The following is a 21,537-nucleotide window of genomic DNA, read 5'->3' as shown; positions in this document are numbered from 1 at the left end:
GGCCATCGCGATTACAACCATTCACCTTTGATGGTCTGACGATAAATCGTGCTGAGCCAGTTGTTACCGCGGCTCTTGAGATCAAGCCCGCGAGAGGTCAACAGTTTGTACGCATCGTCATACCATTCCGAGGACTGGTAGTTGTAGCCAAGAATGGCACCTGCGGTCTGCGCCTCGTCCAGCAGGCCAAGCGACAGATAGGCCTCGACCAGACGATACAGTGCTTCGGCGGTGTGGGATGTGGTCTGAAAGTCTTCGACCACAACTCGGAACCGGTTGATCGCCGCGATATAGTGATCCTGACGCAGGTAGTAGCGCCCGATCTCCATTTCCTTGCCTGCCAGATGGTCGAAGGCCAGATCGAACTTCAGAACCGCCGATGTGGCGTATTCGCTGTCGGGATAGACCTCGATCACGGTCCGCAGAGATTGCAGCGCCTGGAAGGTCAGGCCCTGGTCACGCCCGACTTCGTCGATCTGATCATAATAGCTGAGCGCCAGCAGATACTGCGCATAAGCAGCATCTTCATCCGTCGGATAGAAGTCGATATAGCGCTGCGCCGCCGCGCGGCTTTCTTCGTAATTCTGGTCCGAATGGAACGAAAACGCCTGCATGATCAGCGCGCGCTTGGCCCAATCCGAATATGGATACAAACGTTCGACTTCCGAGAAATACCACGCCGCGTCGTCCGAGCGATTCTGCGACAGTTCGTATTCACCTCGGGTATAGATCTGTTCCGGCGTGAACCCTTCCAGGTTCTGTTCACGGTCCGCGCCCTTGTTGCCAAAAAGGCCGCCGGCGTTGCCGCATGCCGTCAAAACTGCTGCCAGAAGAATCGCACCCGCGAATCTGACTGCCGCTTTGCTGCCAACCATACCGCCCATCCTTGTCGTCTTGCTTAATGGGGTTTGCCCCGATTTGAGCCATGGTCTAGCACAGAAAATTCCGGTGCAAAACGCCTTATGCGACTTCTGGCGCAAATGTCGTCAGAGTTGATCTGATCAAGCAACTTCGGGAATTTCGTTGACAACAAGCCCCTGCCCCGGCAGGCGCGCGGCCTGTTCCGGTGTGCACAGCACCGGGCGCACGGCGCCCGGCGTTTCGAACAGGTTGCGCAGCAATGTGTTGGTCAGCGAATGACCCGACTTGTTTCCGGTGAAGTGACCCAAAATCGGCCCACCAGCCAGATAGAGATCACCCAAGGCGTCCAGCATCTTGTGGCGCACCGCCTCGTCGACCCGGCGGAAACCGCCCGGTGTCAGAACTTCGACGCCCTGAACGACCACGGCATTTTCAAGCGTGCCGCCCAAAGCCAACCCGTTTTCGCGCATCGCCTCGACATCCGTGCGACGGCAGAAGGTGCGACAATCGCTGAGTTCACGCGCGAAGGAACCGTTGCGCATGTCCAGCGTTTTGCTCTGGCTGCCAATGGCACCGTCTTCGAAATCGATATGGAAGTCGATGATCAGCCCGTCAGCGGGCGCAAGGCTGGCGCTCGCGCCTTCGCGGGATGCGGTGACGGTTTTCAGAACCTCATAGGCCAATACCGGGCTGGCCTGACGGCGCACGCCTCTGGCCATAATGCCACGCACAAATTCGATCGAAGAGCCGTCCATGATCGGAACTTCGGGGCCGTCGATCTCGACAAGCGCGTTGTGCACGCCACATCCGGCCAATGCAGCCATGATATGTTCGACGGTGGAAACCGATACACCGGCATCATTCACCAGACGCGTACAAAGCGGGGTCCGTTCAACCGCATAGTAGATCGCCGGGATCATCGCGTCGCCCAGTTGAATATCCGTCCGCTTGAACCAGATGCCATGACCAGCCGCCGCCGGTTTCAGGACCATGGTCGCCGGCTTGCCGCTGTGTAGCCCGACGCCTTTAAACGTGACCGGAGATTTGAGCGTATGTTGCAAAATGGGCCTCAGTGAGTAGTGTCCAGCCTGCTTGGGCCGTGTTGGACACTGAGTTAAGGAAGCCCGCGTCAAGGCTCAACTCACTCTTTGCAACCGATTGAAACATGTATGTAACAGATCGGCAAAACCCTGCTCACATAGTTGCAAGTTACTGTTAATAAACAATTAAGGGCCGCCAAATGGCAGCCCTTTGAGTGGATTTTGTTACCGCGATCAGTTGGCTTGACGGCGCAGGAAGGCCGGAATTTCGATACGGTCCTGATCCGGATCGGCCTCTTCCTGAAGCGGCGCGGTCGCCTCGGACTGTCGCAAAACGGGCTGCTGCCGCGGCGGTTGGGCCGGAGTATCCGAGGCATGGCCGGTCATCCGATCGATCAGACGATTGAAGCCAAAACGCGACCGCTCCTCGGGTTCCGGTTGCGAAACCGCTTCGGGTTGGCGAGGCGCTGCCGGTCGCTGTGGCGCCGACGGAACCTTCTGCACAGCGGCCTGCAAACGCTGCAATGCTTCGGGCGACGGGGTGCCAGCAGCATGCCCGCGCGGTGCCACAAATGCCTCGGGCGCGGGCTCGACATGCTCGGGCTGCGGTTCGAATTCGGCCACACGCGGCTGATAAGCAGGTGGCGGCAGGCCATCATCGTCACGCTCGTCGCGCGGCTGGAATTGCGGCTGCGCCGGTTCTTCGGCGGCTTCGAACAGCGAAGGTTCGCGGTTTTCTTCCGGCTGCGGGGCAGGCTCTGCTGCGTCGGCAACCACCCGGGCTTCTTCCTGAACATGCTCTTCAGCCGAAACCGTGCGGGTCAGCGGTTCGGACATCGAACGGCGCGCCACCGGGACTTCGGTCGTTTTTTCGCTGGCGTCGATGCCGGTCGCAACAACCGACACGCGCATTCCGCCTTCCATGGCGGTATCCAGCGTCGAGCCGACGATGATATTGGCCTCGGGATCCACTTCCTCGCGGATGCGGTTGGCGGCTTCGTCCAGCTCGAACAGGGTCAAGTCGTGCGACCCGGTGATGTTGATCAGCACGCCTTTGGCGCCCTTGAGGCTGATTTCGTCCAACAGCGGGTTTGCAATGGCCTTTTCCGCCGCCTGGATGGCCCGGTCTTCGCCTGTTGCCTCGCCGGTGCCCATCATCGCCTTGCCCATCTCGTCCATCACGGCGCGAACGTCGGCAAAGTCGAGGTTGATCAGGCCGGGGCGCACCATCAGGTCGGTCACGCCTTTGACGCCCTGATACAGAACGTCGTCAGCCATCGAGAACGCCTCGGTAAAGGTGGTCTTTTCATTGGCCAGGCGGAACAGGTTCTGGTTGGGAATGATGATCAGCGTGTCGACAACCTGCTGCAGCGCCTCGACGCCATCTTCGGCCTGGCGCATCCGCTTGGCACCTTCGAACTGGAAGGGCTTGGTGACGACACCGACGGTCAGAACACCCAGCTCACGCGCGGCCTGCGCGATGATAGGAGCCGCCCCCGTTCCGGTACCGCCGCCCATACCGGCGGTGATGAAGCACATATGAGCGCCGGCAAGGTGGTCTACGATCTGTTCGATGCTTTCCTCGGCGGCGGCTGCGCCTACGGTCGGGCGGGCCCCTGCCCCCAGACCTTCGGTGACTTTCACGCCCAGCTGCACCCGCGCCGAAGACTGGCTTTGTTGCAGTGCCTGCGCGTCGGTGTTGGCGACCACGAAATCAACGCCGTCCAACTGTTTTTCAATCATGTTGTTGACGGCGTTCCCGCCTGCACCGCCAACGCCAAATACTGTAATCCGAGGCTTCAGTTCGTCGTGCCCGGGCATCGAAAGATTCAATGTCATGCTCTGTCCGCCTGTATTTATGTTCCGCCAAAGCGGTGTTTTTCTTACCTATCCTTGTACGATTCTAACGGCCTGATGCCAAAAGGTCACGTCAAAAATCGCGTTTTCCCACAAAATATGGAGGAAATAAGGCAGAAACCGGCGGCATTTCGCAGGCCATGCCAGATATAGCGGAAACAACGGCGACCATCACTAGACAACCGGCATGAACGCGAGGACACATTCGTTCATCGCGCTCTGATCGACTGTCATCTACATTGCGGAAAACTGCTCAGGTCCTGCCGCGAGGCCTCTTTCGGGCCTTGTGGATATCTTGCGGGATAAATCGAAACGCTGCAACCGGTTTCTTCAGCTGAGCGGTGCATTTGGACAGTCCAGGCCGCGGTCAGTCATGGAACGCACTTCCTGTATTTCCCCATCGACGAATGAAGCAAGCCGCACCATCAAACGACCTTCATGCAAAAACGGCCACCAACAGACCGGAATGCCGTCCGGGTCATTGTCGTACAGAAAACACAACTGGCCGTTCGGCGTCGTGATCTGCCCGTAGACACAGCCCTGCCCCTCTTCGCGCCAGACCGACATGCGGCGGTTCAGGAATTGTTCGGTTCCCACCAGGCCACCGCTGCGGATTTCGTAGAATGTCAGAGTTTTGCCGACCGCCGCGTCCAGAAACGCTTCGGGCGTGATCATGGTCTGGGCCGAGGCCCAGAAAGGCAGCAGCGCCGCGCACAGAGCACCCCCGCGCAGGACTCTACCAGTTGTCACGGAACCACCGTACGGCGCGCTTGAACGGGCGCGCGGCATAGGTGTCGACCGGGATTTCAAAATCCCACCACTCATCCTGAGGATGGGCCGCAAACAGGCTGAGGCCGACAGCGGACGAGAATCCGGGCCCGGTGGCTGATTGCGGCAGCCCATGCACTCGCAAGGGGCGGCCCAGGCGAACGCGTTGACCGAGGATGCGCGTGGCCAGCCCGTCCAGCCCCATGATCTGGCTGCCGCCGCCGGTCAACACGATCTGCTGGCTTGGCATATGTTCAAACCCGGCGGCGTCCAGCCGGACGCGGACCTCTTCAAGAATTTCCTCGACACGCGGGCGCATGATGCCGATCAGTTCAGCGCGGCTGACGGTGCGGCGGTCGTGTTCCCAGTCGCCGGTATCACCACCGATATCAATCATATCCCTGTCGTCGGCCCCGGTGGCATGAACGCCACCATTGAATGTCTTGATCCGTTCCGCCACGGCGGCAGGCACACCCAGGCCCATCGAGATATCGGCGGTCACGTGATCGCCGCCCATGCGCACGCAATCGGCATAGATCATGTGCTTTTTCATGAAGATCGACACGCTTGTGGTGCCGCCGCCCATGTCGATACAGGCCGCGCCCAGTTCCTGCTCGTCTTCGACCAGCGCCGAGATGCCCGAGACATAGGCCGAGTTGGCAATACCCGCGAGTTCAAGATCGCAGCGCTTGATACAGCGCACGATGTTCTGGATCGCTGACGAATCCACGGTCAGCATATGCATGTCGACCGCAAGGCTCTGGCCCATCTGCCCGCGCGGGTCGATCAGGCCAGACCGGTTGTCGAGCGCAAAATTCACCGGTTGAGCATGCAGCACTTCGCGCCCGTCACCATAATCCGGCACGTCGCAAGCGTTCAGAACCCGGCCCACTTCGGCCTCGGTCACGATCTGACCGTCCAGATCGACTTGCGCATCCAGCCCGTAAGAGCGCGGGTTCGCGCCCGAGAAACAGGCGATCACATGGTCGACGCGGATGTCGGCCATCTTCTGTGCGGCCTGAAGCGCGGTGCGGATGGCACGTTCGGTTTCCTGCATGGCTGTGACTTCGCCGAACTGGACACCCCGCGACCGGGTGGTCGCGGCACCGATGACGCGAAAGCCCGTCTGCCCCGCCATGGAACCGATGGTATTGTCTTCGCTCAGCCGACCAGTTCCGTCAAAGCGCAGCACAAGACAGGCGATTTTCGAGCTGCCCACATCCAGAATCGCAATCACACCGCGTTGCAAAGCCTGTCGCCGCATCTGACGCATGGCGCGTTGGGACTGATAAAGATCGGTCATCATGGTCGTTACTGCCCGTTACTCACTGTCACTTTTGTGTTCCACCAGTCTTCGCTGGCGGCTTTGGTCATTCGGATGGTCGGGCGCTGCCCTAGGCGCATGTCGACCACGGCCACGTCACGTTCCAGAAGGTCCTGCACCTCGTTCACGGCAAGCACGCGTTCCAGCGCACGCACCGGGCGTTCGGTCGGCAGCATGATGCGCTGACCACGGTCCAGCACCAGATCCCAGCGCCGCTCTCCCACGCGCACCAAGCCGCGCACGCGATTGCCCAGGCTGCGCGAAGTCAGCAGAAGCTCCAGTGCTTCTCCGACGTGATCGTCGGCGCCCGTCCCCGCGATCAGCGGCAGATCGGCGTGATCCTTGCGAGAGGTGGCTTCCTTGACATGCGCGCCTGTCTCATCCAGCAGTTCAAGCCCCTCGCGCGTTCGCCAGACGATCACCGGCTGACGCTCGACGACATCGACTTGCAGGATGCCTCCGGGGCGGATTCTGACGGTTGCGGATTTCACCGGGTCCAGCCCGGTGATCGTGTCGCGGATCTGTTCCACATCCAGATCCCAGGAACTGATCGGGAAATCCAGCGGCACGATTTCGCGGATATCTTCGGACAGGTCGGTTCCGGCCCCGTCGATAGCCATCAGGTTGACCATGAATTCGGGGCGCTCCTGAATCGAAGTGCGCACATCGGCGATATAAGCGGCAAGTGCGTCGCGACGGTCCTGCGAGGCAAAGAAGATGCCAAGCGCCGCAGCGATGGCGCAGATCGGCAGGCCAACCTTGACACCAAGGCGAATGCCCGGAGTCAGCATCCAACGTTGCAGCCGATAGCTGAGACGGGACGGCGCAGGGTCACTGCGTCTTGCGGAGCGGGAAAACACACGCGCACCGCGCAGGCGCAAAAGCGGTTCGGCCTCGTGCGAGTCCGTGTCGGCCGAGGCGAAATCGGCATCCGGTCCCGCAAGTGGTTTGCTGCGGTGGATTTCCAGTGAACGGCTGGCGGTCAGCGGTCGCATGAGGCGTCCTCCACCATCCAGGCGCAGAGCTGGCCGAATGTCATTCCAAGATGAGCGGCCTGTTCCGGGACCAGAGAGGTTGGCGTCATGCCGGGCTGGGTATTGGTTTCCAGCAGGAACAACCCATCGGCACCCTTGCTGTCATCCCAGCGGTAATCCGTGCGGGACACACCCTTGCACCCCAGCACATTATGCGCCCGCACAGCGTAGTCCATGCAGCGGTCGAAAATGTCCTGCGGGATGTCGGCGGGCAGGACATGCCACGAGCCGCCGGGCTTGTACTTGGCGTCATAGTCGTACCAGCCGCCATCTGTCATGATTTCAGTCACGGTCAGGGCGCGGTCGCCCATCACGGTCACGGTCAACTCGCGGCCTGCCACGTATTTCTCGACCATCACCAGATCGGGCATCGCCTCGTCCAGCTGCGGCGGGCCGTTGGCATTTTCGTGGACGATGTAAATCCCAACGCTGGAGCCTTCGTTGTTCGGCTTGGCCACATAGGGTGGCTCCATCACGTGAGCTTCGACCACCTCGACCTTGGGCACGATCACGCTCGGTACGACGGGCAGCCCTTCGGTCTGGTAAATCTCTTTGCTGCGCTGCTTGTCCATCGCCAGCGCCGAGGCCAGCACACCGGAATGGGTGTAAGGGATACGCATCCACTCCAGCAGGCCCTGCACACAGCCATCTTCGCCCCAGCGGCCATGAAGGGCGTTGAAAACCACATCCGGTTTGATGTCCACAAGGCGCGCGCAGAGGTCGGGACCTGCGTCCAGTTCGACCACTTCAAAGCCTTCTCCCACAAGGGCGGCCGCGCATTCGCGCCCAGAGCTGAGAGACACCTCGCGTTCCGCCGAGGGTCCACCCATCAATACCGCCACTTTGGGGTTTGTCCTGCTCGACATACCCAATGTGCGCCTCAATGTCCCCGGACCTTATGTCGTGGTCCGTACTGCGTTTATGCCTTTGATCCGTCGCCTGAATTTGCCTGTTATGGTCTGACGGTTGGGGCTTTATTCTGTCAGCGGATCACCGACCCGCATGATTTCCCACTCTAGCGTGATGCCGCTTGTTTCGTAAACCTTTTTTCGCACCTCTTCGCCAAGACCTTCGAGGTCGGCAGCGGTTGCCGCGCCGGTATTGATCAGGAAATTCGAGTGCTTCGGGCTCATCTGCGCACCGCCAAGCGTCGCGCCGCGCATTCCGGCGTCGTCGATCACTTTCCACGCCTTGAGATCATGCACGTCATCCGCCTGCCCGGTCGAAGAAAACCCGGCTGGATTGCGAAAGGTCGACCCCGCGCTGCGATCTTTGGTCGGCTGGGTTTCGTCGCGCTTTTTCAACTGCGCCGCCATACGGGCATGGAGATCTTGGGGATTGCCTGAAGGGCCCTCGAACACAGCCGAAATCAGCACTGCGCCTTCCGGCAGGTCCGTCTGGCGATAACGAAAATTCAACTCTTCGGGTGTCAGGTCCACAAGCTCGCCTTGCCGGGTGACAATCGTGGCCTTGCGCAGAACATCCGCCGTGTAGCTGCCGTAACAGCCCGCGTTCATCCGCACCGCGCCGCCGATCGAGCCCGGAATGGTGCGCAGAAAGGTCAGGTCGACACCGGCATCCGCCGCCTTGCGCGCAACATGCGCGTCCAGCGCAGCGGCTCCTGCGGTGACTGTGTTGCCCTCGACCGAGATATTATTGAACCCGCGCCCCAGACGGATCACCACGGCCCGCAGCCCCCCATCCCGAACGATCAGGTTCGAACCGACACCCATCGGAAAGATCGAGGTTTGTGCCGGCAGTTCCCGCAGGAACGCTTGCAGGTCTTCGATATCGGCAGGCTGGAACAGGTAATCGGCCGGGCCGCCAACGCGAAGCCATGTGAGCTCAGAGAGAGGCCGCGCCCGAGACAGGCGACCTTTCGGAACGGGAAACGTTGTCATGCGTCTGCACGCACCGCCAGGCTACGTCCGCCCACACCGCCCATGATTGCAGCGAACAGAAAGGGAAGAACGCCGGCGGTCAGCCAGACCAGCGGGCCGAACGCCTGTTCTTCTTCGTCGGTGCCAATACCGGCCAGCACCACGATCAACGCCAGCCCGACGGCCGAGGCCAGACCGATCAGCCACAACAAGCCGCGCAGGCCCAGCCAACGGCCCGCCGTGAAACCGGCGGCGGCACCTAGCAGGAAAGAAAGAATTGGCAGATAGGCAAATGTGGCGACGGACGCCATGGCGGACCTCCTGAAACTGGCCGGTTATTCGTCAGCCGCCTTCATGCCCTGCATTTTCATTTTTGTCCAACGGGTCAGATAAATCACGGGCCAGCGCAGCACGGACATACCCATGGCCAGCACCAGCAAGCCGATCCACGGGCCGTTCTGATAGGTGACATACCCCAGAATCGGAATGCCCACGGCGATCAGGATATAGGCGCGTGTCCAGTGGTTGTCTTTGCTCGGGATCATTGCCAGCAGATTCGCGGAAACACCCCACAGACCGGCAAGAACGATGGACCAGTTCATTCCATGACCTCCCCACGCACCCATTTTCGCCAGTAATACCGGATGGGGTTGCGGAACATCGAAACGAATCCGCCGAAGGCGAAAACCGACCAGAACCAACCGTGATCATAACCCAGCCAGACGATCAGAACCGGAGCGCAGATCAGCAGGGTCACGCCCGGTGGAAACTGCATTCGCATCGGCAAGAACGCCACGATCGTGGCGCAGATCACCCAAAGGGCGGCAAGGATCATCGAATAGTCCATCTGTCCCCTCCGAGGACATGCGGCGGCTGCGGGCATTTGCTACACCTTCAGGTTGTGCACCAAACAGAAGAGAAGTCAAACAGCTTGTTTTCGTTGCAATCTCTCAGGCAGACCATTGGCCCAGGCGCTGATTGTACCGGCCCCGAGGCAGACGACGATATCGCCTGGGCGGGCCTGCTCGCGCACAAGCCGCTCAAGATCGTTTTCGTCAAACAGCGCGCGGGCGTGGCGGTGGCCGTGACGGATCAGGCCCTGCACCAGATCGTCGCGCGATGCGCCTTCGATCGGGTCCTCTCCGGCGGCGAAGATATCGGCGATGGCCACGACGTCGGCGTCATTGAAGCAGGTGCAGAAATCGTCAAACAGGTTGGACAGGCGCGAATAGCGGTGCGGCTGGTGCACGGCGATCACGCGGCCTTCGGTCGCCTGTCGCGCGGCCTTCAGGACTGCGGTGATTTCAACGGGGTGGTGGCCATAGTCGTCGATGATGGTGACACCGTCGACTTCTCCGACCTTGGTAAAGCGGCGATTGACGCCACCGAAATTGGCCAGCGCGTCGCGAATTTCCGAGGCTTTCATTCCCAGATGGCGGGCAACAGCCACGGCGGACAAAGCGTTCGAGACGTTGTGGTCGCCGGGCATCGGCAGGGTGCAGCCTTCGATCACCTTGTCTTCGTATTGCAGGTGAATGTCGAAATGCGCGACGCCGCCCTTGTAGGTCAGGTTCTCGGCCCGCACATCGGCCTGCGCGTTGAAGCCATAGGTGCGCACGCGGCGGTCGGTGATGCGGCCGACAAGCGTCTGCACCTCGGCATGGTCGGTGCAACACACAGCCAGCCCGTAGAAGGGGATATTCGAGACGAATTCATGGAAACCCGCGCGCAATTTGTCGAAATCGCCCCAATGCTCCATATGCTCGGGGTCGATATTGGTGACGATAGCGATGGTCGCGGGCAGGCGGTTGAACGAGCCGTCAGATTCGTCGGCCTCGACCACCATCCATTCGCCCTGCCCCATCCGGGCGTTCGAGCCATAGGCATGGATGATGCCGCCATTGATCACGGTCGGGTCAAAATCCCCCGCCACCATCAGTTCGGCCATCATCGTGGTCGTGGTGGTCTTGCCGTGAGTCCCGGCGATGGCGATGTTGGATTTCAGCCGCATCAGTTCGGCCAGCATGTCAGCCCGGCGCACCACCGGAAGGCCGCGGGCACGGGCGCCGTCAAGCTCGGGGTTGCCCGGTTTGATCGCGGTCGAGACCACCACAACGGCCGCGTTTTCAAGGTTTTCCGCGCGCTGACCGACAAAGATTTCGGCCCCCAGACCTGCCAGCCGGTCGGTGATCTTCGATGCCTTCAGGTCCGAGCCCTGAACCTGGTACCCCAGATTGAGCAGCACCTCGGCGATACCTGACATTCCGATCCCGCCGATCCCCACAAAGTGAATCGGCCCTACGTCCTGCGGCAGTTTGGTTGCTGGGTTCATGTGGTCTCCTTCTGCGCCAATTGTTCGACAAGAGCGGTCAGACGCTCGGTGGCGTCAGGTGCCCCGACGGACAAGGCGGCATGGGCCATTTTCTGTGCGGCTTCGGGGTTCGTGAGAACCGTGGTGATTTGCTGTGTCAGCGCGGGAACGTCAAGAGCCTTTTCCGGGATCATGATGGCCCCGCCCGCCTGCACCAAGCCCCGTGCGTTGGCCGTCTGGTGATCTCCGGCGGCGGCGGCAAAGGGGATCAGGATCGACGGGCGCCCGATGACCGAGATATCGGCGACGCTGGACGCGCCAGACCGCGAGATCACCAGTTGGGCATCCGACATGCGACGGGGGACATCATCAAAAAAGGGCTGCACGTCGGCGCGGATGCCGTGTTCGTTGTAGAAGGCTGTGACGCGCTCGCCATCCTCGTCCCGGGCCTGATGTGCCACGCGGATGTGAGTGCGGATTTCTTCGGGCAGTGCGGCGATGGCACCGGGCACCACATCGCTGAGGATGCGTGCGCCTTGCGACCCGCCCATGACAAGGACCGACATCGGATAATCACCGGGCGGAATGTAACCGGCCGCGGCGCGGTCCAGAACGGCGGACCGGACCGGGTTTCCGGTGTGGATGCCATGCGCGCCCTCGGGCAGGTCCGTGGGCCACACACCGCAGGCCACCTGCGCGACACGGGTGGCGAACAACTGGTTCACACGCCCCAGCACCCCGTTCTGTTCGTGGATCATGCGGGGGATTTTGAGCATGGTCGCAGCGCTCAGCGCCGGGATCGAGGGATACCCGCCGAAACCGACAACGACGTCGGGCTTGTCCCGCATCATCTGGAACACCATGCCAGCCACGCCACCGGCAATCTTGGGGCCGGCCATGGCCTTGGCCGCCAGACCGCCACGCGCGAAAGTGGCCGATGATGCCTCTACGATCTCGGTCGAATGCGGGAAACCACCGGTATAGCGGGCGCCGCGCGGGTCGGTAGACAGGCGCACACGCCAGCCCTTGTTCAGCATCGCCTCGGCCAGCGCCTGAGCCGGGAACATGTGCCCCCCGGTACCGCCAGCCGCAATCAACAGGTATGGAGTCCCCATTATCCTCGTCCGCGCAGAATTTCGCCAAGCTCGCCCTGTGGGCGGGTTCGGGTGAAGGCCAGCAGCATTCCGATCGCAATACCCCCTGCAATCAGGGATGAGCCGCCATAGCTGACAAAAGGCAGCGTCATGCCCTTCGCGGGCAACAGACGTACCGCAACACCCATGTTGATCATCGCCTGTACGCCGAACATGCAGGCCAGACCGGTGCCCGCCAGCCGGATGAACATGTCGCGTTCCCGCATCAGGCGCAGCAACGAGCGTACCACGACCAACGAATAAAGCGCGATGATGATCAGTACCAGGATCAGGCCGTATTCTTCGGCCGCGACCGCGATGATGAAATCGGTATGTGCGTCCGGCAGCGACCACTTGACCTGCCCCTCACCCACACCGACGCCGAACAGACCCCCTTCGCGGATGGCGTTGGTGGCATAGCCCAACTGGGTGGTCGGATCGACCTCTTGATTCAGAAAGCCATCGATACGGCGGGCAAAGTGTTCAGAATTGGAATAGGCGAACATACCGCCCAGAACAACAAACCCGGCCATTCCGACCAGCAGCAGCATCGGCGCCCCGGCGACAAAATACATCACCCCCCAGCCGAACAGGATCAGGCAGGCCTGACCGAAATCAGGTTGCATCACCAGCATGCCGACAATCGCCATGCACAGGGCAAACGACCAGATCCGCCCCGGCGGGCCGTTGATCTCTTGTGAAGCCGCCAGCAGCCATGCAGCAACGACGATGAAGCCGGGCTTCAGAAACTCGGACGGCTGAAGCGAGGCGAACCCCAGCGAATACCAGCGCACCGCACCCTTGCCGAAATCGGTCCCGAACACGGGCAGGAAAACCAGTGCCACGAAGGCCCCCAGGAAACCCAGCACCGCCAAACGGCGCACCAGCGTCGGCGACATCATCGAGGTCAGAAGCATCGCAATAAGCGCCAATCCGCCGAAGATGGCCTGACGTTCGACATAATGGAACGGATCGAACCCGTTTCGCCCGGCCAGCGGTGGCGAAGACGCCAGCCCCAGCAAAAGACCGATGGCAAACAGGATCAGAACGCAGGACATCGTCCAGCGATCGATTGTGCGCCACCATTTCGGTAGAATCGGTTCTCCGCGCTGGTCCTGGACCGCGCCATACACCATCTCAGTCATGAGATACCGCCACTCTCTGCCTCGTCAACGCCCCGTTTTCGGGGTCTGGTTAAGACTCTACAGGGATTTTTGTGTTTGGGCTAGTAGGATGAAGCCACAAGGCAGAAATCGACCTTCCATGCCCGAAGCACCCCCGGCTGCACGTGGCGGCCTGTGGTTGTTGCAGCTTTGGACACGCCGCTCAGCGGAGTGGCGCGCGTTGATCCACAAGGCGGGTCGCTATGCATTATTCCTTGATCGGATATCGGTCGGGTTCCTCAAACACGTCAATGACACGGGACCCCGCCTTGATGGTCCCTCCGTGCTCAACTCCACTTGGGATCGAGTAGCTGTCGCCGGGGCGGTAGATGCGGGTCTGGCCACCGATCGTGAGTTCAATTTCACCCACAACCACCGTCCCCCATTGGGCACCATGCGAATGCAGGGGAAGCTCCATGTCTTTGAGAAAAGTGAAGAAAGCAACCAGCCCTGCATCTGATCGAATGACGGCCGTCTGCACCACGTCTTCAGGAAAAGGCACATCCAGTTTCGGAAATGACGAAATAAATTCGGGGAATTGCATTCAGAGTTCCTTTTGCCAGTTTGTCTTGTCAAAACCTCTTTGCGGTATGGCCGCAGCATGTCAGTGCGCTGAAATTCTGGCAATCGCCCTGTCAGCCGACCTCGAATTTGCGAGAACGCGGCGAGCGCGCGCCGCACGACTTCGGCATTGGCTCTTGCCATCTTGTTTAATCCACGCCATCCCCCGCGCATGACCTACGACACGATCATCCTTGGGGCCGGGGCTGCCGGCATGATGTGTGCGGCCCATTGCAGTGGGCGCGTGCTGGTGATTGACCACGCCAAGGCACCCGGCGAGAAAATCCGCATCTCGGGCGGGGGGCGCTGCAATTTCACCAACATTTATGCCGGGCCGGGCAACTTCCTGTCGCGAAACCCGCATTTCTGCAAATCCGCCCTTGCACGGTACACCCAATGGGATTTCATCGATCTGGTCGGACGTCACAACATCGCCTGGCATGAGAAAACCCTGGGCCAGTTGTTCTGCGATGGCTCTTCGAAACAGATCATCCGGATGTTGCTGGATGAAATGAGCGGTGCAGGAGCAGAGCTGTGGGTTCAAACCTCGCTGCGCGATTTGCGCAAGACCGAAAGCGGCTTTGCGCTGGAGGTGGAGCGTGACGGGCAAAGGCTGCACCTGACCTGCACCAATCTGGTGCTGGCAACGGGCGGAAAATCGATCCCCAAGATGGGTGCAACCGGGCTGGCCTATGACATCGCGCGCCAGTTCGGATTGCGGATGACCGAGACGCGGGCGGCGCTGGTGCCGTTCACCTTCTCGGACGGGCGGTTCAAGGACCTGTCCGGTGTTTCACTGCCCGTGCGACTGTCGAATGATCGCGCCAGCTTCGACGAGGCGCTGCTGTTCACCCATCGCGGCCTCAGCGGACCGTCAGTGTTGCAATTGTCGTCTTACTGGCGCGAAGGTGAGCCGATCCGGGTGAACCTGATCCCCGATCTGCCTCTGCTTGATCTGTTGCGCACACAGCGGCAAAGCGCAGGGCGCAAGGCGCTGACCACTGAACTGGCGCGGCATCTGCCGGCCCGGCTGGTCGATCACCTGTGCCGGATCATTCCGATGTCCGGGAAGCTGGCGGATCAGTCGGACGCGAAACTGGCCGAGCTGACCGCGGCCTTGTCCGCGTGGCAACTGGTGCCGTCGGGAACCGAAGGGTATCGCACCGCCGAAGTCACCTTGGGCGGGATCGACACGGATGACTTGTCCTCGAAAACGATGGAGGCCAAGGATGTCCCCGGCCTCTATGCGATTGGTGAAGCGGTGGATGTCACCGGCTGGTTGGGCGGCTACAACTTCCAGTGGGCATGGTCGTCAGGCCATGCCGCAGGTGTTGCAATTGCCGCAGGGTGTTAGCCTACGACGTTGTAGCCGCGCCCGCGCATGCAGTTGCGCACGATCACTTCCTTGTTCTGGTTTTTATTGATGACGTCTGCGCCAGCGCCAACCAGGGCACCTGCCACAGCCGCGCGACCAAGATTGTCGCTGCTGTCCTGAACGATCCCGGTAACGGCCGCGGCACCCGCTGCGCCAATTGCTGCGTTCCCTGCGGTAGAGCCATCAACGCTGCTCTGCGATGCCGCCAGTTGTTGGCATTGCTGCAGGTCCACGTTGTAGTTCGGACCGACCGGGCCGTCCACGATGGGCTGATAGTTGGCACCCGTGTTCGTACAGGCCCCAGCAACAAGAATGGCAGGCAGGATCAGAGAAAGTCTACGAAATGGCATGGTCATAACCTCGTGTTGAATCTGCTGGCAGGCAAAACCAATAATGGTGCCGCGTCAAGCTGATAGCATCCAAGCTTGGCCCAGCCGGCGGTCTATTGCAAATGGCTATTCTGTCAGCCTGCGCTTGACCTGCGCTGCAAAATCCTCGCCGCGCTGTTCGAAATTGTCATATTGGTCGAAACTGGCAGCAGCCGGGGCCAGCAGCACAGTGTCGCCTGCCTCGGCATCTTCCATGGCCTGCGCCACGGCGGCCTCCATCGTCGTACAGACCTGCGTATCAGCCTCGAGCTGCATCGCAAAACTCGCGGCTTCGCGTCCGATGACATATGCCTTGATGACCTCGCCCGTCGCCGTGTTCACGGCTGATATGCCGCCCTCTTTCTCAAGACCGCCGCAAATCCATCGGATCTTTTTGAACGCCATAAGCGCTTTCAGGGCGCTGTCGACATTGGTCGCCTTGGAGTCGTTGACATAGGTAACCCCATCGGCCTCGGCGATGATCTGGCTGCGATGCGGCAGGCCCGGATAGGAATGCAGCGCATCTTCGATCACGCGCGGCGCAAGGCCCAGCGACCGGCAGGCCGCGTAGGCCGCGCAGGCATTCTGGTGGTTGTGTGCACCGGGCAAACCTTTGATCGCGCGCAGGTCGATAGACCCCGCCTGCCGCCCCTTGCGGTATTCCGACAGGAACCCTTTGCGCGCAAAGACCTGCCAGCCCGGCCCGGTCAGCTTCCGCGCCACCGAGATACGGATCACCCGGTCATCCGATGGCCCTTCGGACAGTTGCCCGGCCAAAAACGCACCTTCGGTTTCGTCGACGCCAATGATCGCGCGATCCGGGCCGCCTTCGGCAAAGAGGCGCCGCTTGGCCGCGAAATATCCACCCATGCCGCCGTGGCGGTCCAGATGATCGGGCGACAGATTGGTGAACACCGCCACATCGGGGGTCAGAGCGCGGGCCAGCTCGGTCTGATAGCTGGAAAGCTCCAGCACCACGACCGAACCATCACCGCCCGGATCGATATCCAGAACCCCGCGCCCGATATTGCCCGCCAACTGCGCCTCGCGCCCGGCCTCGGTCAGGATATGATGGATCAAAGCGGCAGTCGTCGATTTGCCGTTCGAGCCCGTCACCGCGATCACGCGCGGAGGCGTGTCGTAGTTGTTCCATTCCGGTCCGGCAAAGGAGCGGAAGAACAGGCCGATGTCATTGTCCACCGGCACGCCTGCATCCAGGGCTGCCGCCACCACGGGGTTCGGTTCAGGATAGAGATGCGGAATGCCCGGTGAGACGATCAGCGAGGCGATGTCGTCAAATGCCCCATGCTTGCGCAGGTCGGCGCAGGTGAAACCCTCGTCTTCGGCGGTTTCACGGGCGGCCGGGTTGTCATCCCAGCACACCGGTTCCGCCCCGCCCGCGCGCAGCGCACGTGCAGTGGCCAGACCGGACCGGCCCAGCCCCAGAACGGCCACTTTCTGTCCTGAAAAGCCTTTGACCGGGATCATTTGTTAGTCACCGAAGTACCTGACGAGTACGATTACTATGGAAATAATAGTAAACACTACTATCGCGAGCGACCTCCACCCCATGTAGTTCACGAATTGCAGTTCTAAGCTCTCGCCTTTGCTCAAAACTTTCAGACCGGAATCATAAGTATAGGCAAGGCTCAAAAGAAAACCGGCAAAACAAATAAAAGCGCCAAACGCACAAGCCGCACCATACAAAGAAAAGGCAAATTTTTCAGCAAACCAAAGCGTTGCTATGCCGAACCCCAGCATTCCCCCAAATCCACGAGCGAAATTTGCAACCCGGCCTGAGTTTGTGCTCGAGTCTGTGAAGTCAAAATGCATCTTTTGTATTCCTCTACCTTACCTTCAACGTCGCCAAACCGATCATCGCCAGGATCAGCGAGATGATCCAGAAGCGGATCACGATGGTCGGCTCGGCCCAGCCTTTTTTCTCGTAATGATGATGGATCGGGGCCATCAGGAAGACCCGTTTGCCCGTGCGCTTGAAGTAGAGGACCTGAATGATCACGCTCAGCGCCTCGACCACGAACAGGCCGCCGACCACGGCCAGAACCAGCTCGTGCTTGGTGGCTACGGCGATGGCACCCAGCGCGCCGCCCAGGGCCAGCGATCCGGTGTCACCCATGAACACCGCCGCCGGGGGGGCGTTGTACCAGAGAAACCCGAGGCCGGCCCCGAACAACGCGGAGGTGAATATGAAGATCTCACCGGTACCTGGCACGTAATGCACATCGAGATATTCGGTAAAGTCGACCCGACCGACCGCATAGGCGATCACGCCCAGAGTCGAGGCTGCGATCATCGCCGGCATGATGGCCAGCCCGTCCAGACCGTCGGTCAGGTTCACCGCATTGGCGGCCCCCACGATCACGACAATCGCAAAGGGGATATAGAAGATGCCCAAATTGACCAGCGTGTCCTTGAAGACGGGTACAGCCAGCTGGTTCTGCAAGGCTTCGGGATGGTGCAACGTCGCCCAAAGCGAGGCCAGCACGGCGATGATCACGCCCAACGCCAGACGCATCCGGCCCGAGACCCCTTGCGTATTCTGTTTTGAAACCTTGGCATAGTCGTCCGCAAACCCGATGGCCGCATAAGACAAGGTCACAAAAAGAACCATCCAGACATAAGGGTTGTCCAACCGCGCCCAGACAAGGGTTGACGTGACCAGAGCTCCGACGATCAGCAATCCGCCCATCGTCGGTGTGCCTGCCTTGGAAAAATGCCCTTCGGGGCCGTCGTCACGGATCGGCTGGCCTTTGCCCTGTTTCTTGCGCAGCACGTTGATCAGGGGTTTTCCGAAGATGAATCCAAAGATCAGCGCGGTCATGAAGGCACCGCCTGCGCGGAAGGTGATATACCGGAAGAGGTTCCAGAAATCCCCTCCGTCCGACAGAGCGGTCAACCAGTACAGCATGACAATACCTTTCTCACACGAGACGCGCGGGCAAGTTCACCCATCAAGCGCGCCCCCTTGCCCCATTTTGCGCAGACCGTCAACAATCGCGGCCAACGCCATGCTGAGTGAGCCCTTGGCGAGCACCGTGTCTCCATCCCGGATCAAGGCAGGCAGATGTTCCGCCATTTCCGCACTGGTTGCGAACCAGAGCCCACGTTTCTTCTCGGGCAGCGCGCGATGCATCGCCTGCATCAACGGCCCGATGCAATGAACCTGATCCACCCGCGCCATCGCCTCGATATCCGCCATGGCGGCATGCATGGCCTCTTCCTGGGCGCCCAGTTCCTTCATGTCACCCAGAAACGCAATGCGGCGGGTGCCTTTGGAGGCGGCCAAGACATCCAGAGCAGCCTCCATCGAGGTCGGGTTGGCGTTGTAGCTGTCATCCAAAAGCTCGATCTGCCCGCCCCCTGACAATGGCACGCTTTCGCGTACCCCACGCCCCTTGACGGGTGACCACGCAGGCAGGCCCGCGATGGCCTGATCCAGATCGACCCCCAATTCGACGCAGGCCGCCAAAGCGCCAAGCGCGTTCATCGCGAAATGCGTGCCGGCGGAGTTCACCTTGAATTGGATCACCTGATCACCGACCAATGCGCTGGCCTTCACGGCGTTGGACTCGGGTTGAACATCGGTCAGCCGGTAATCCGCCGCGCTGCGCCCAAAATCAACAATCCCGGCCCCCTGCGCCTGCGCTGTCTGGCGCAGGATGTCCGCGTGGTCGATATCTGCATTGACGATCGCAGCCCCTCCAGGCTCAAGCCCTTCAAAGATCGCCGCTTTTTCCCGGGCAATACCAGCCACCGACTCGAAAGCCTCCAGATGCACTGCCGCCACGGTCGTCACCAGCGCCACGTGCGGGCGGGCCTGTTCGGCGAGCGGGGCAATTTCACCGGGATGATTCATGCCGATCTCGATCACCGCAAATTCGATGTCGCGAGGCATCCGCGCAAGGGTCAGGGGCACGCCCCAATGGTTGTTGTAACTGGCGACGCTGGCGTGGGTTTTCCCTTGGGTTTCCAGAATTGTCGCCAGCATTTCCTTGGTCGATGTTTTACCCACACTGCCTGTCACGCCGACCACGCGCGCATCCGTTCGGGCCCGCGCTGCTTTCCCCAGGGCCTCTAGCCCCGCCTGAACGTCTTTGACGATCAGCAGGGGGGCACCTTCGGGCACATCGTCCGGAACACGGGAAACCAGTGCGGCGCCTGCCCCTTTTTCCATCGCCTGTGCCACGAAATCATGCCCGTCCCGTGCCGCTTTCAGCGCCACGAACAGATCGCCGGGTCGAAGAGTGCGGGTGTCGATGGATACGCCATTTGCGGTCCAGTCGGTCGTCGCCTGACCGCCCGTCGCCGCGGCCGCTTCGGATGCAGTCCAGAGCGTCATGCGACCCTCCCGTCCAGCGCTGCAACGGAAATGCTGGCCTGTTCCACATCGTCGAAGGGCAGAACCTGATCCCCCACGATCTGACCGGTTTCATGCCCCTTTCCGGCGATCAGCAGCGCATCACCGGGTTGCAGCGCATCGATGCCGCGCAGGATGGCCTCGGCGCGGTCGCCGACTTCGGTCACGCTGGCGTCACCTGCTGCCTCTGACGCGCCTGCCATTACGGCCGCGCGGATGACTGCGGGATCTTCGCTGCGCGGGTTGTCATCGGTGACAAAGACCACGTCTGCATGGTTGGCTGCCGCCCTACCCATCAAGGGGCGTTTGCTGGCGTCGCGATCCCCGCCCGCACCGATAACGGCAATCAGACGGCCCATCACATGCGGGCGCAGCGCCTTGAGTGCCGTGGCAACAGCATCAGGCGTGTGGGCATAATCCACAAACACCGCCGCTCCATTGTCACGCGTGGCTGCCAGTTGCATCCGCCCGCGAACCGTCGTCAGATGGGGCAGAGTTTCGAACACGCTTTCAGGGCTGTCCCCGGCAGCAATCACCAGCCCACAGGCCAGCAGGATGTTTTCGGCCTGGAACCCGCCGATCAGGTTCAGGCGGGTCTGGAACGTTCGGCCCTGCCACGCAAAGCGCAGGTCTTGCCCCGTGGTATCGAACCGCTGGTTGATCAGACACAGGTCGGCATCGCCCAGCCCCACCGTCAGCACCGACTGGCCGCGCATCTCGGCGATCCGCCGGACCTGGGCCCCTTTCGGATCGCTCAGGTTGACGACGGCCGTTCCATCCTGCGGCAAAACCCGGTCGAACAGACCGGCCTTTGCGTTGAAATAGGCCTCGAAGGTTTCGTGGTAATCCAGATGGTCCTGCGTGAAGTTCGAGAAACCGGCGGCGGTCAGGTGAACGCCATCAAGGCGGCGCTGTTCAAGGCCGTGGGACGAAGCCTCCATTGCGGCATGGGTCACGCCGTTCTCGGCCGCCTCGGCCAGACAGCGGTGCAAGGTGATCGGCTCGGGCGTGGTATGGGCCAGCGGCGCTGTCCACGCACCTTCAACGCCGGTGGTGCCGAGGTTGACGGCGGCGTGGCCAAGCGCGGACCAGATCTGCCGGACGAAGGTGGAAACAGATGTCTTGCCGTTCGTTCCCGTAACGGCCACGATGGTTTGCGGCTGCGCGCCGAACCACAGCGCCGCGGCACCGGCCAGCGCCTGTCGCGGGTCTTCCACCACGGCCAGCGCTGCGTCCGAGGCTGCCAGTTCGGCCTCGGCGATCTCTGCCCCTTCGGCATCGGTCAGGATCGCAGCGGCCCCCATGCGCAGGGCGAACTGGATGAACTCTGCGCCATGAACACGGGACCCGGGCAGCGCGGCAAACAGGAAGCCCTCTTTCACCTCGCGGCTGTCAACGGCCAGACCAGTGATATCCGGGTTTGCGCCCTCTCTTGCGGTCAGGGCCAGCTGGCTGAGTTTCTTCGTCCTTGTGCCCATGACCCA

At 61.1% G+C, this 21,537-nt stretch carries 22 protein-coding genes; 1 reads left to right on the top strand and 21 read right to left on the bottom strand.

Translation table 11 applies throughout. The annotated features are described in order from the left end of the window. Positions 1–11 precede the first annotated feature (11 nt). From ACR0A2_RS08755 to ACR0A2_RS08685, 15 genes are all read right to left on the bottom strand, one after another. Positions 12–875 (bottom strand): outer membrane protein assembly factor BamD, encoded by an 864-nt coding sequence (locus ACR0A2_RS08755; RefSeq protein WP_171114936.1) that lies wholly within the window; start codon positions 873–875, stop codon positions 12–14. A 126-nt stretch (positions 876–1,001) separates the two neighbouring features. Beyond that, the gene (lpxC, locus tag ACR0A2_RS08750; RefSeq protein ID WP_171231262.1) at positions 1,002–1,922 is read right to left on the bottom strand and encodes a UDP-3-O-acyl-N-acetylglucosamine deacetylase; all 921 of its coding nucleotides are present in this window, start codon (positions 1,920–1,922) and stop codon (positions 1,002–1,004) included. Positions 1,923–2,135: 213 nt separating this feature from the next. Next, on the bottom strand, positions 2,136–3,740 hold the full coding sequence (ftsZ, locus tag ACR0A2_RS08745; RefSeq protein WP_480834756.1) for a cell division protein FtsZ: 1,605 nt from the start codon (positions 3,738–3,740) through the stop codon (positions 2,136–2,138). Between the two features lie 348 nt (positions 3,741–4,088). Next, positions 4,089–4,508: a hypothetical protein gene (locus tag ACR0A2_RS08740; RefSeq protein ID WP_480834755.1), complete on the bottom strand. Its 420-nt coding sequence runs from the start codon at positions 4,506–4,508 to the stop codon at positions 4,089–4,091. Next, complete coding sequence (gene ftsA / locus ACR0A2_RS08735) at positions 4,495–5,829, bottom strand: cell division protein FtsA (protein ID WP_170344711.1); 1,335 nt, start codon at positions 5,827–5,829, stop codon at positions 4,495–4,497. Before ftsA ends, ACR0A2_RS08740 begins: the two co-directional genes overlap by 14 nt. Positions 5,830–5,837: 8 nt before the next feature. Further along, positions 5,838–6,845 carry a cell division protein FtsQ/DivIB gene (locus ACR0A2_RS08730; RefSeq protein WP_171227904.1) on the bottom strand — a complete coding sequence of 336 codons (1,008 nt, stop codon included), beginning with the start codon at positions 6,843–6,845 and terminating at the stop codon, positions 5,838–5,840. Continuing rightward, positions 6,833–7,750 carry a D-alanine--D-alanine ligase gene (locus ACR0A2_RS08725; protein ID WP_480834754.1) on the bottom strand — a complete coding sequence of 306 codons (918 nt, stop codon included), beginning with the start codon at positions 7,748–7,750 and terminating at the stop codon, positions 6,833–6,835. Before ACR0A2_RS08725 ends, ACR0A2_RS08730 begins: the two co-directional genes overlap by 13 nt. 108 nt (positions 7,751–7,858) lie before the next feature. Next, positions 7,859–8,785, bottom strand: a complete 927-nt coding sequence (gene murB / locus ACR0A2_RS08720; protein ID WP_480834753.1) for a UDP-N-acetylmuramate dehydrogenase — start codon at positions 8,783–8,785, stop codon at positions 7,859–7,861. Continuing rightward, positions 8,782–9,075 carry a hypothetical protein gene (locus ACR0A2_RS08715; protein WP_480834752.1) on the bottom strand — a complete coding sequence of 98 codons (294 nt, stop codon included), beginning with the start codon at positions 9,073–9,075 and terminating at the stop codon, positions 8,782–8,784. Before ACR0A2_RS08715 ends, murB begins: the two co-directional genes overlap by 4 nt. Before the next feature lie 24 nt (positions 9,076–9,099). Next, complete coding sequence (locus ACR0A2_RS08710; protein WP_152458657.1) at positions 9,100–9,366, bottom strand: DUF2484 family protein; 267 nt, start codon at positions 9,364–9,366, stop codon at positions 9,100–9,102. Further along, a complete protein-coding gene (locus tag ACR0A2_RS08705) occupies positions 9,363–9,611 on the bottom strand; it encodes a DUF2484 family protein (RefSeq protein WP_152458658.1) in 249 nt (82 codons plus the stop codon). The genes ACR0A2_RS08710 and ACR0A2_RS08705 overlap by 4 nt, the downstream gene beginning before the upstream one ends. Before the next feature lie 75 nt (positions 9,612–9,686). Further along, entirely contained in the window at positions 9,687–11,096 is a 1,410-nt protein-coding gene (gene murC / locus ACR0A2_RS08700; protein WP_480834751.1) for a UDP-N-acetylmuramate--L-alanine ligase, read from the bottom strand. Further along, positions 11,093–12,190 (bottom strand): UDP-N-acetylglucosamine--N-acetylmuramyl-(pentapeptide) pyrophosphoryl-undecaprenol N-acetylglucosamine transferase, encoded by a 1,098-nt coding sequence (locus ACR0A2_RS08695; RefSeq protein WP_152458660.1) that lies wholly within the window; start codon positions 12,188–12,190, stop codon positions 11,093–11,095. Before ACR0A2_RS08695 ends, murC begins: the two co-directional genes overlap by 4 nt. Further along, entirely contained in the window at positions 12,190–13,353 is a 1,164-nt protein-coding gene (gene ftsW / locus ACR0A2_RS08690; RefSeq protein ID WP_152458661.1) for a putative lipid II flippase FtsW, read from the bottom strand. The genes ACR0A2_RS08695 and ftsW overlap by 1 nt, the downstream gene beginning before the upstream one ends. 226 nt (positions 13,354–13,579) lie before the next feature. Next, positions 13,580–13,915: a cupin domain-containing protein gene (locus tag ACR0A2_RS08685; RefSeq protein ID WP_480834750.1), complete on the bottom strand. Its 336-nt coding sequence runs from the start codon at positions 13,913–13,915 to the stop codon at positions 13,580–13,582. Positions 13,916–14,104: 189 nt separating this feature from the next. Between ACR0A2_RS08685 and ACR0A2_RS08680 the strand changes: the two genes are divergently transcribed. Further along, positions 14,105–15,286, top strand: coding sequence for a BaiN/RdsA family NAD(P)/FAD-dependent oxidoreductase (locus tag ACR0A2_RS08680; protein WP_480834749.1), 1,182 nt, complete (start codon positions 14,105–14,107; stop codon positions 15,284–15,286). Here the strand turns inward: ACR0A2_RS08680 and ACR0A2_RS08675 are convergent. The 6 genes from ACR0A2_RS08675 to ACR0A2_RS08650 all read right to left on the bottom strand — a co-directional run bounded on the left by ACR0A2_RS08675 (position 15,283) and on the right by ACR0A2_RS08650 (position 21,531). Continuing rightward, positions 15,283–15,657: a glycine zipper family protein gene (locus tag ACR0A2_RS08675; RefSeq protein ID WP_245217959.1), complete on the bottom strand. Its 375-nt coding sequence runs from the start codon at positions 15,655–15,657 to the stop codon at positions 15,283–15,285. The two genes, ACR0A2_RS08680 and ACR0A2_RS08675, sit on opposite strands and share 4 nt — an antisense overlap. A 105-nt stretch (positions 15,658–15,762) precedes the next feature. Beyond that, positions 15,763–17,163, bottom strand: coding sequence for a UDP-N-acetylmuramoyl-L-alanine--D-glutamate ligase (gene murD, locus ACR0A2_RS08670; protein ID WP_480834748.1), 1,401 nt, complete (start codon positions 17,161–17,163; stop codon positions 15,763–15,765). A gap of 3 nt (positions 17,164–17,166) precedes the next feature. Then, on the bottom strand, positions 17,167–17,508 hold the full coding sequence (locus tag ACR0A2_RS08665) for a hypothetical protein (RefSeq protein WP_171639104.1): 342 nt from the start codon (positions 17,506–17,508) through the stop codon (positions 17,167–17,169). A gap of 13 nt (positions 17,509–17,521) precedes the next feature. Next, on the bottom strand, positions 17,522–18,604 hold the full coding sequence (mraY, locus tag ACR0A2_RS08660) for a phospho-N-acetylmuramoyl-pentapeptide-transferase (protein WP_152458667.1): 1,083 nt from the start codon (positions 18,602–18,604) through the stop codon (positions 17,522–17,524). A gap of 36 nt (positions 18,605–18,640) precedes the next feature. Continuing rightward, the gene (locus tag ACR0A2_RS08655) at positions 18,641–20,035 is read right to left on the bottom strand and encodes a UDP-N-acetylmuramoyl-tripeptide--D-alanyl-D-alanine ligase (protein WP_480834747.1); all 1,395 of its coding nucleotides are present in this window, start codon (positions 20,033–20,035) and stop codon (positions 18,641–18,643) included. Further along, positions 20,032–21,531: a UDP-N-acetylmuramoyl-L-alanyl-D-glutamate--2,6-diaminopimelate ligase gene (locus ACR0A2_RS08650; protein ID WP_480834746.1), complete on the bottom strand. Its 1,500-nt coding sequence runs from the start codon at positions 21,529–21,531 to the stop codon at positions 20,032–20,034. The genes ACR0A2_RS08655 and ACR0A2_RS08650 overlap by 4 nt, the downstream gene beginning before the upstream one ends. Positions 21,532–21,537 lie beyond the last annotated feature (6 nt).

Source organism: Ruegeria sp. H8 (assembly GCF_056532905.1).
Note: the sequence above shows the minus strand (reverse complement) of the source record. Positions and strands in the feature narration are given on the sequence as shown.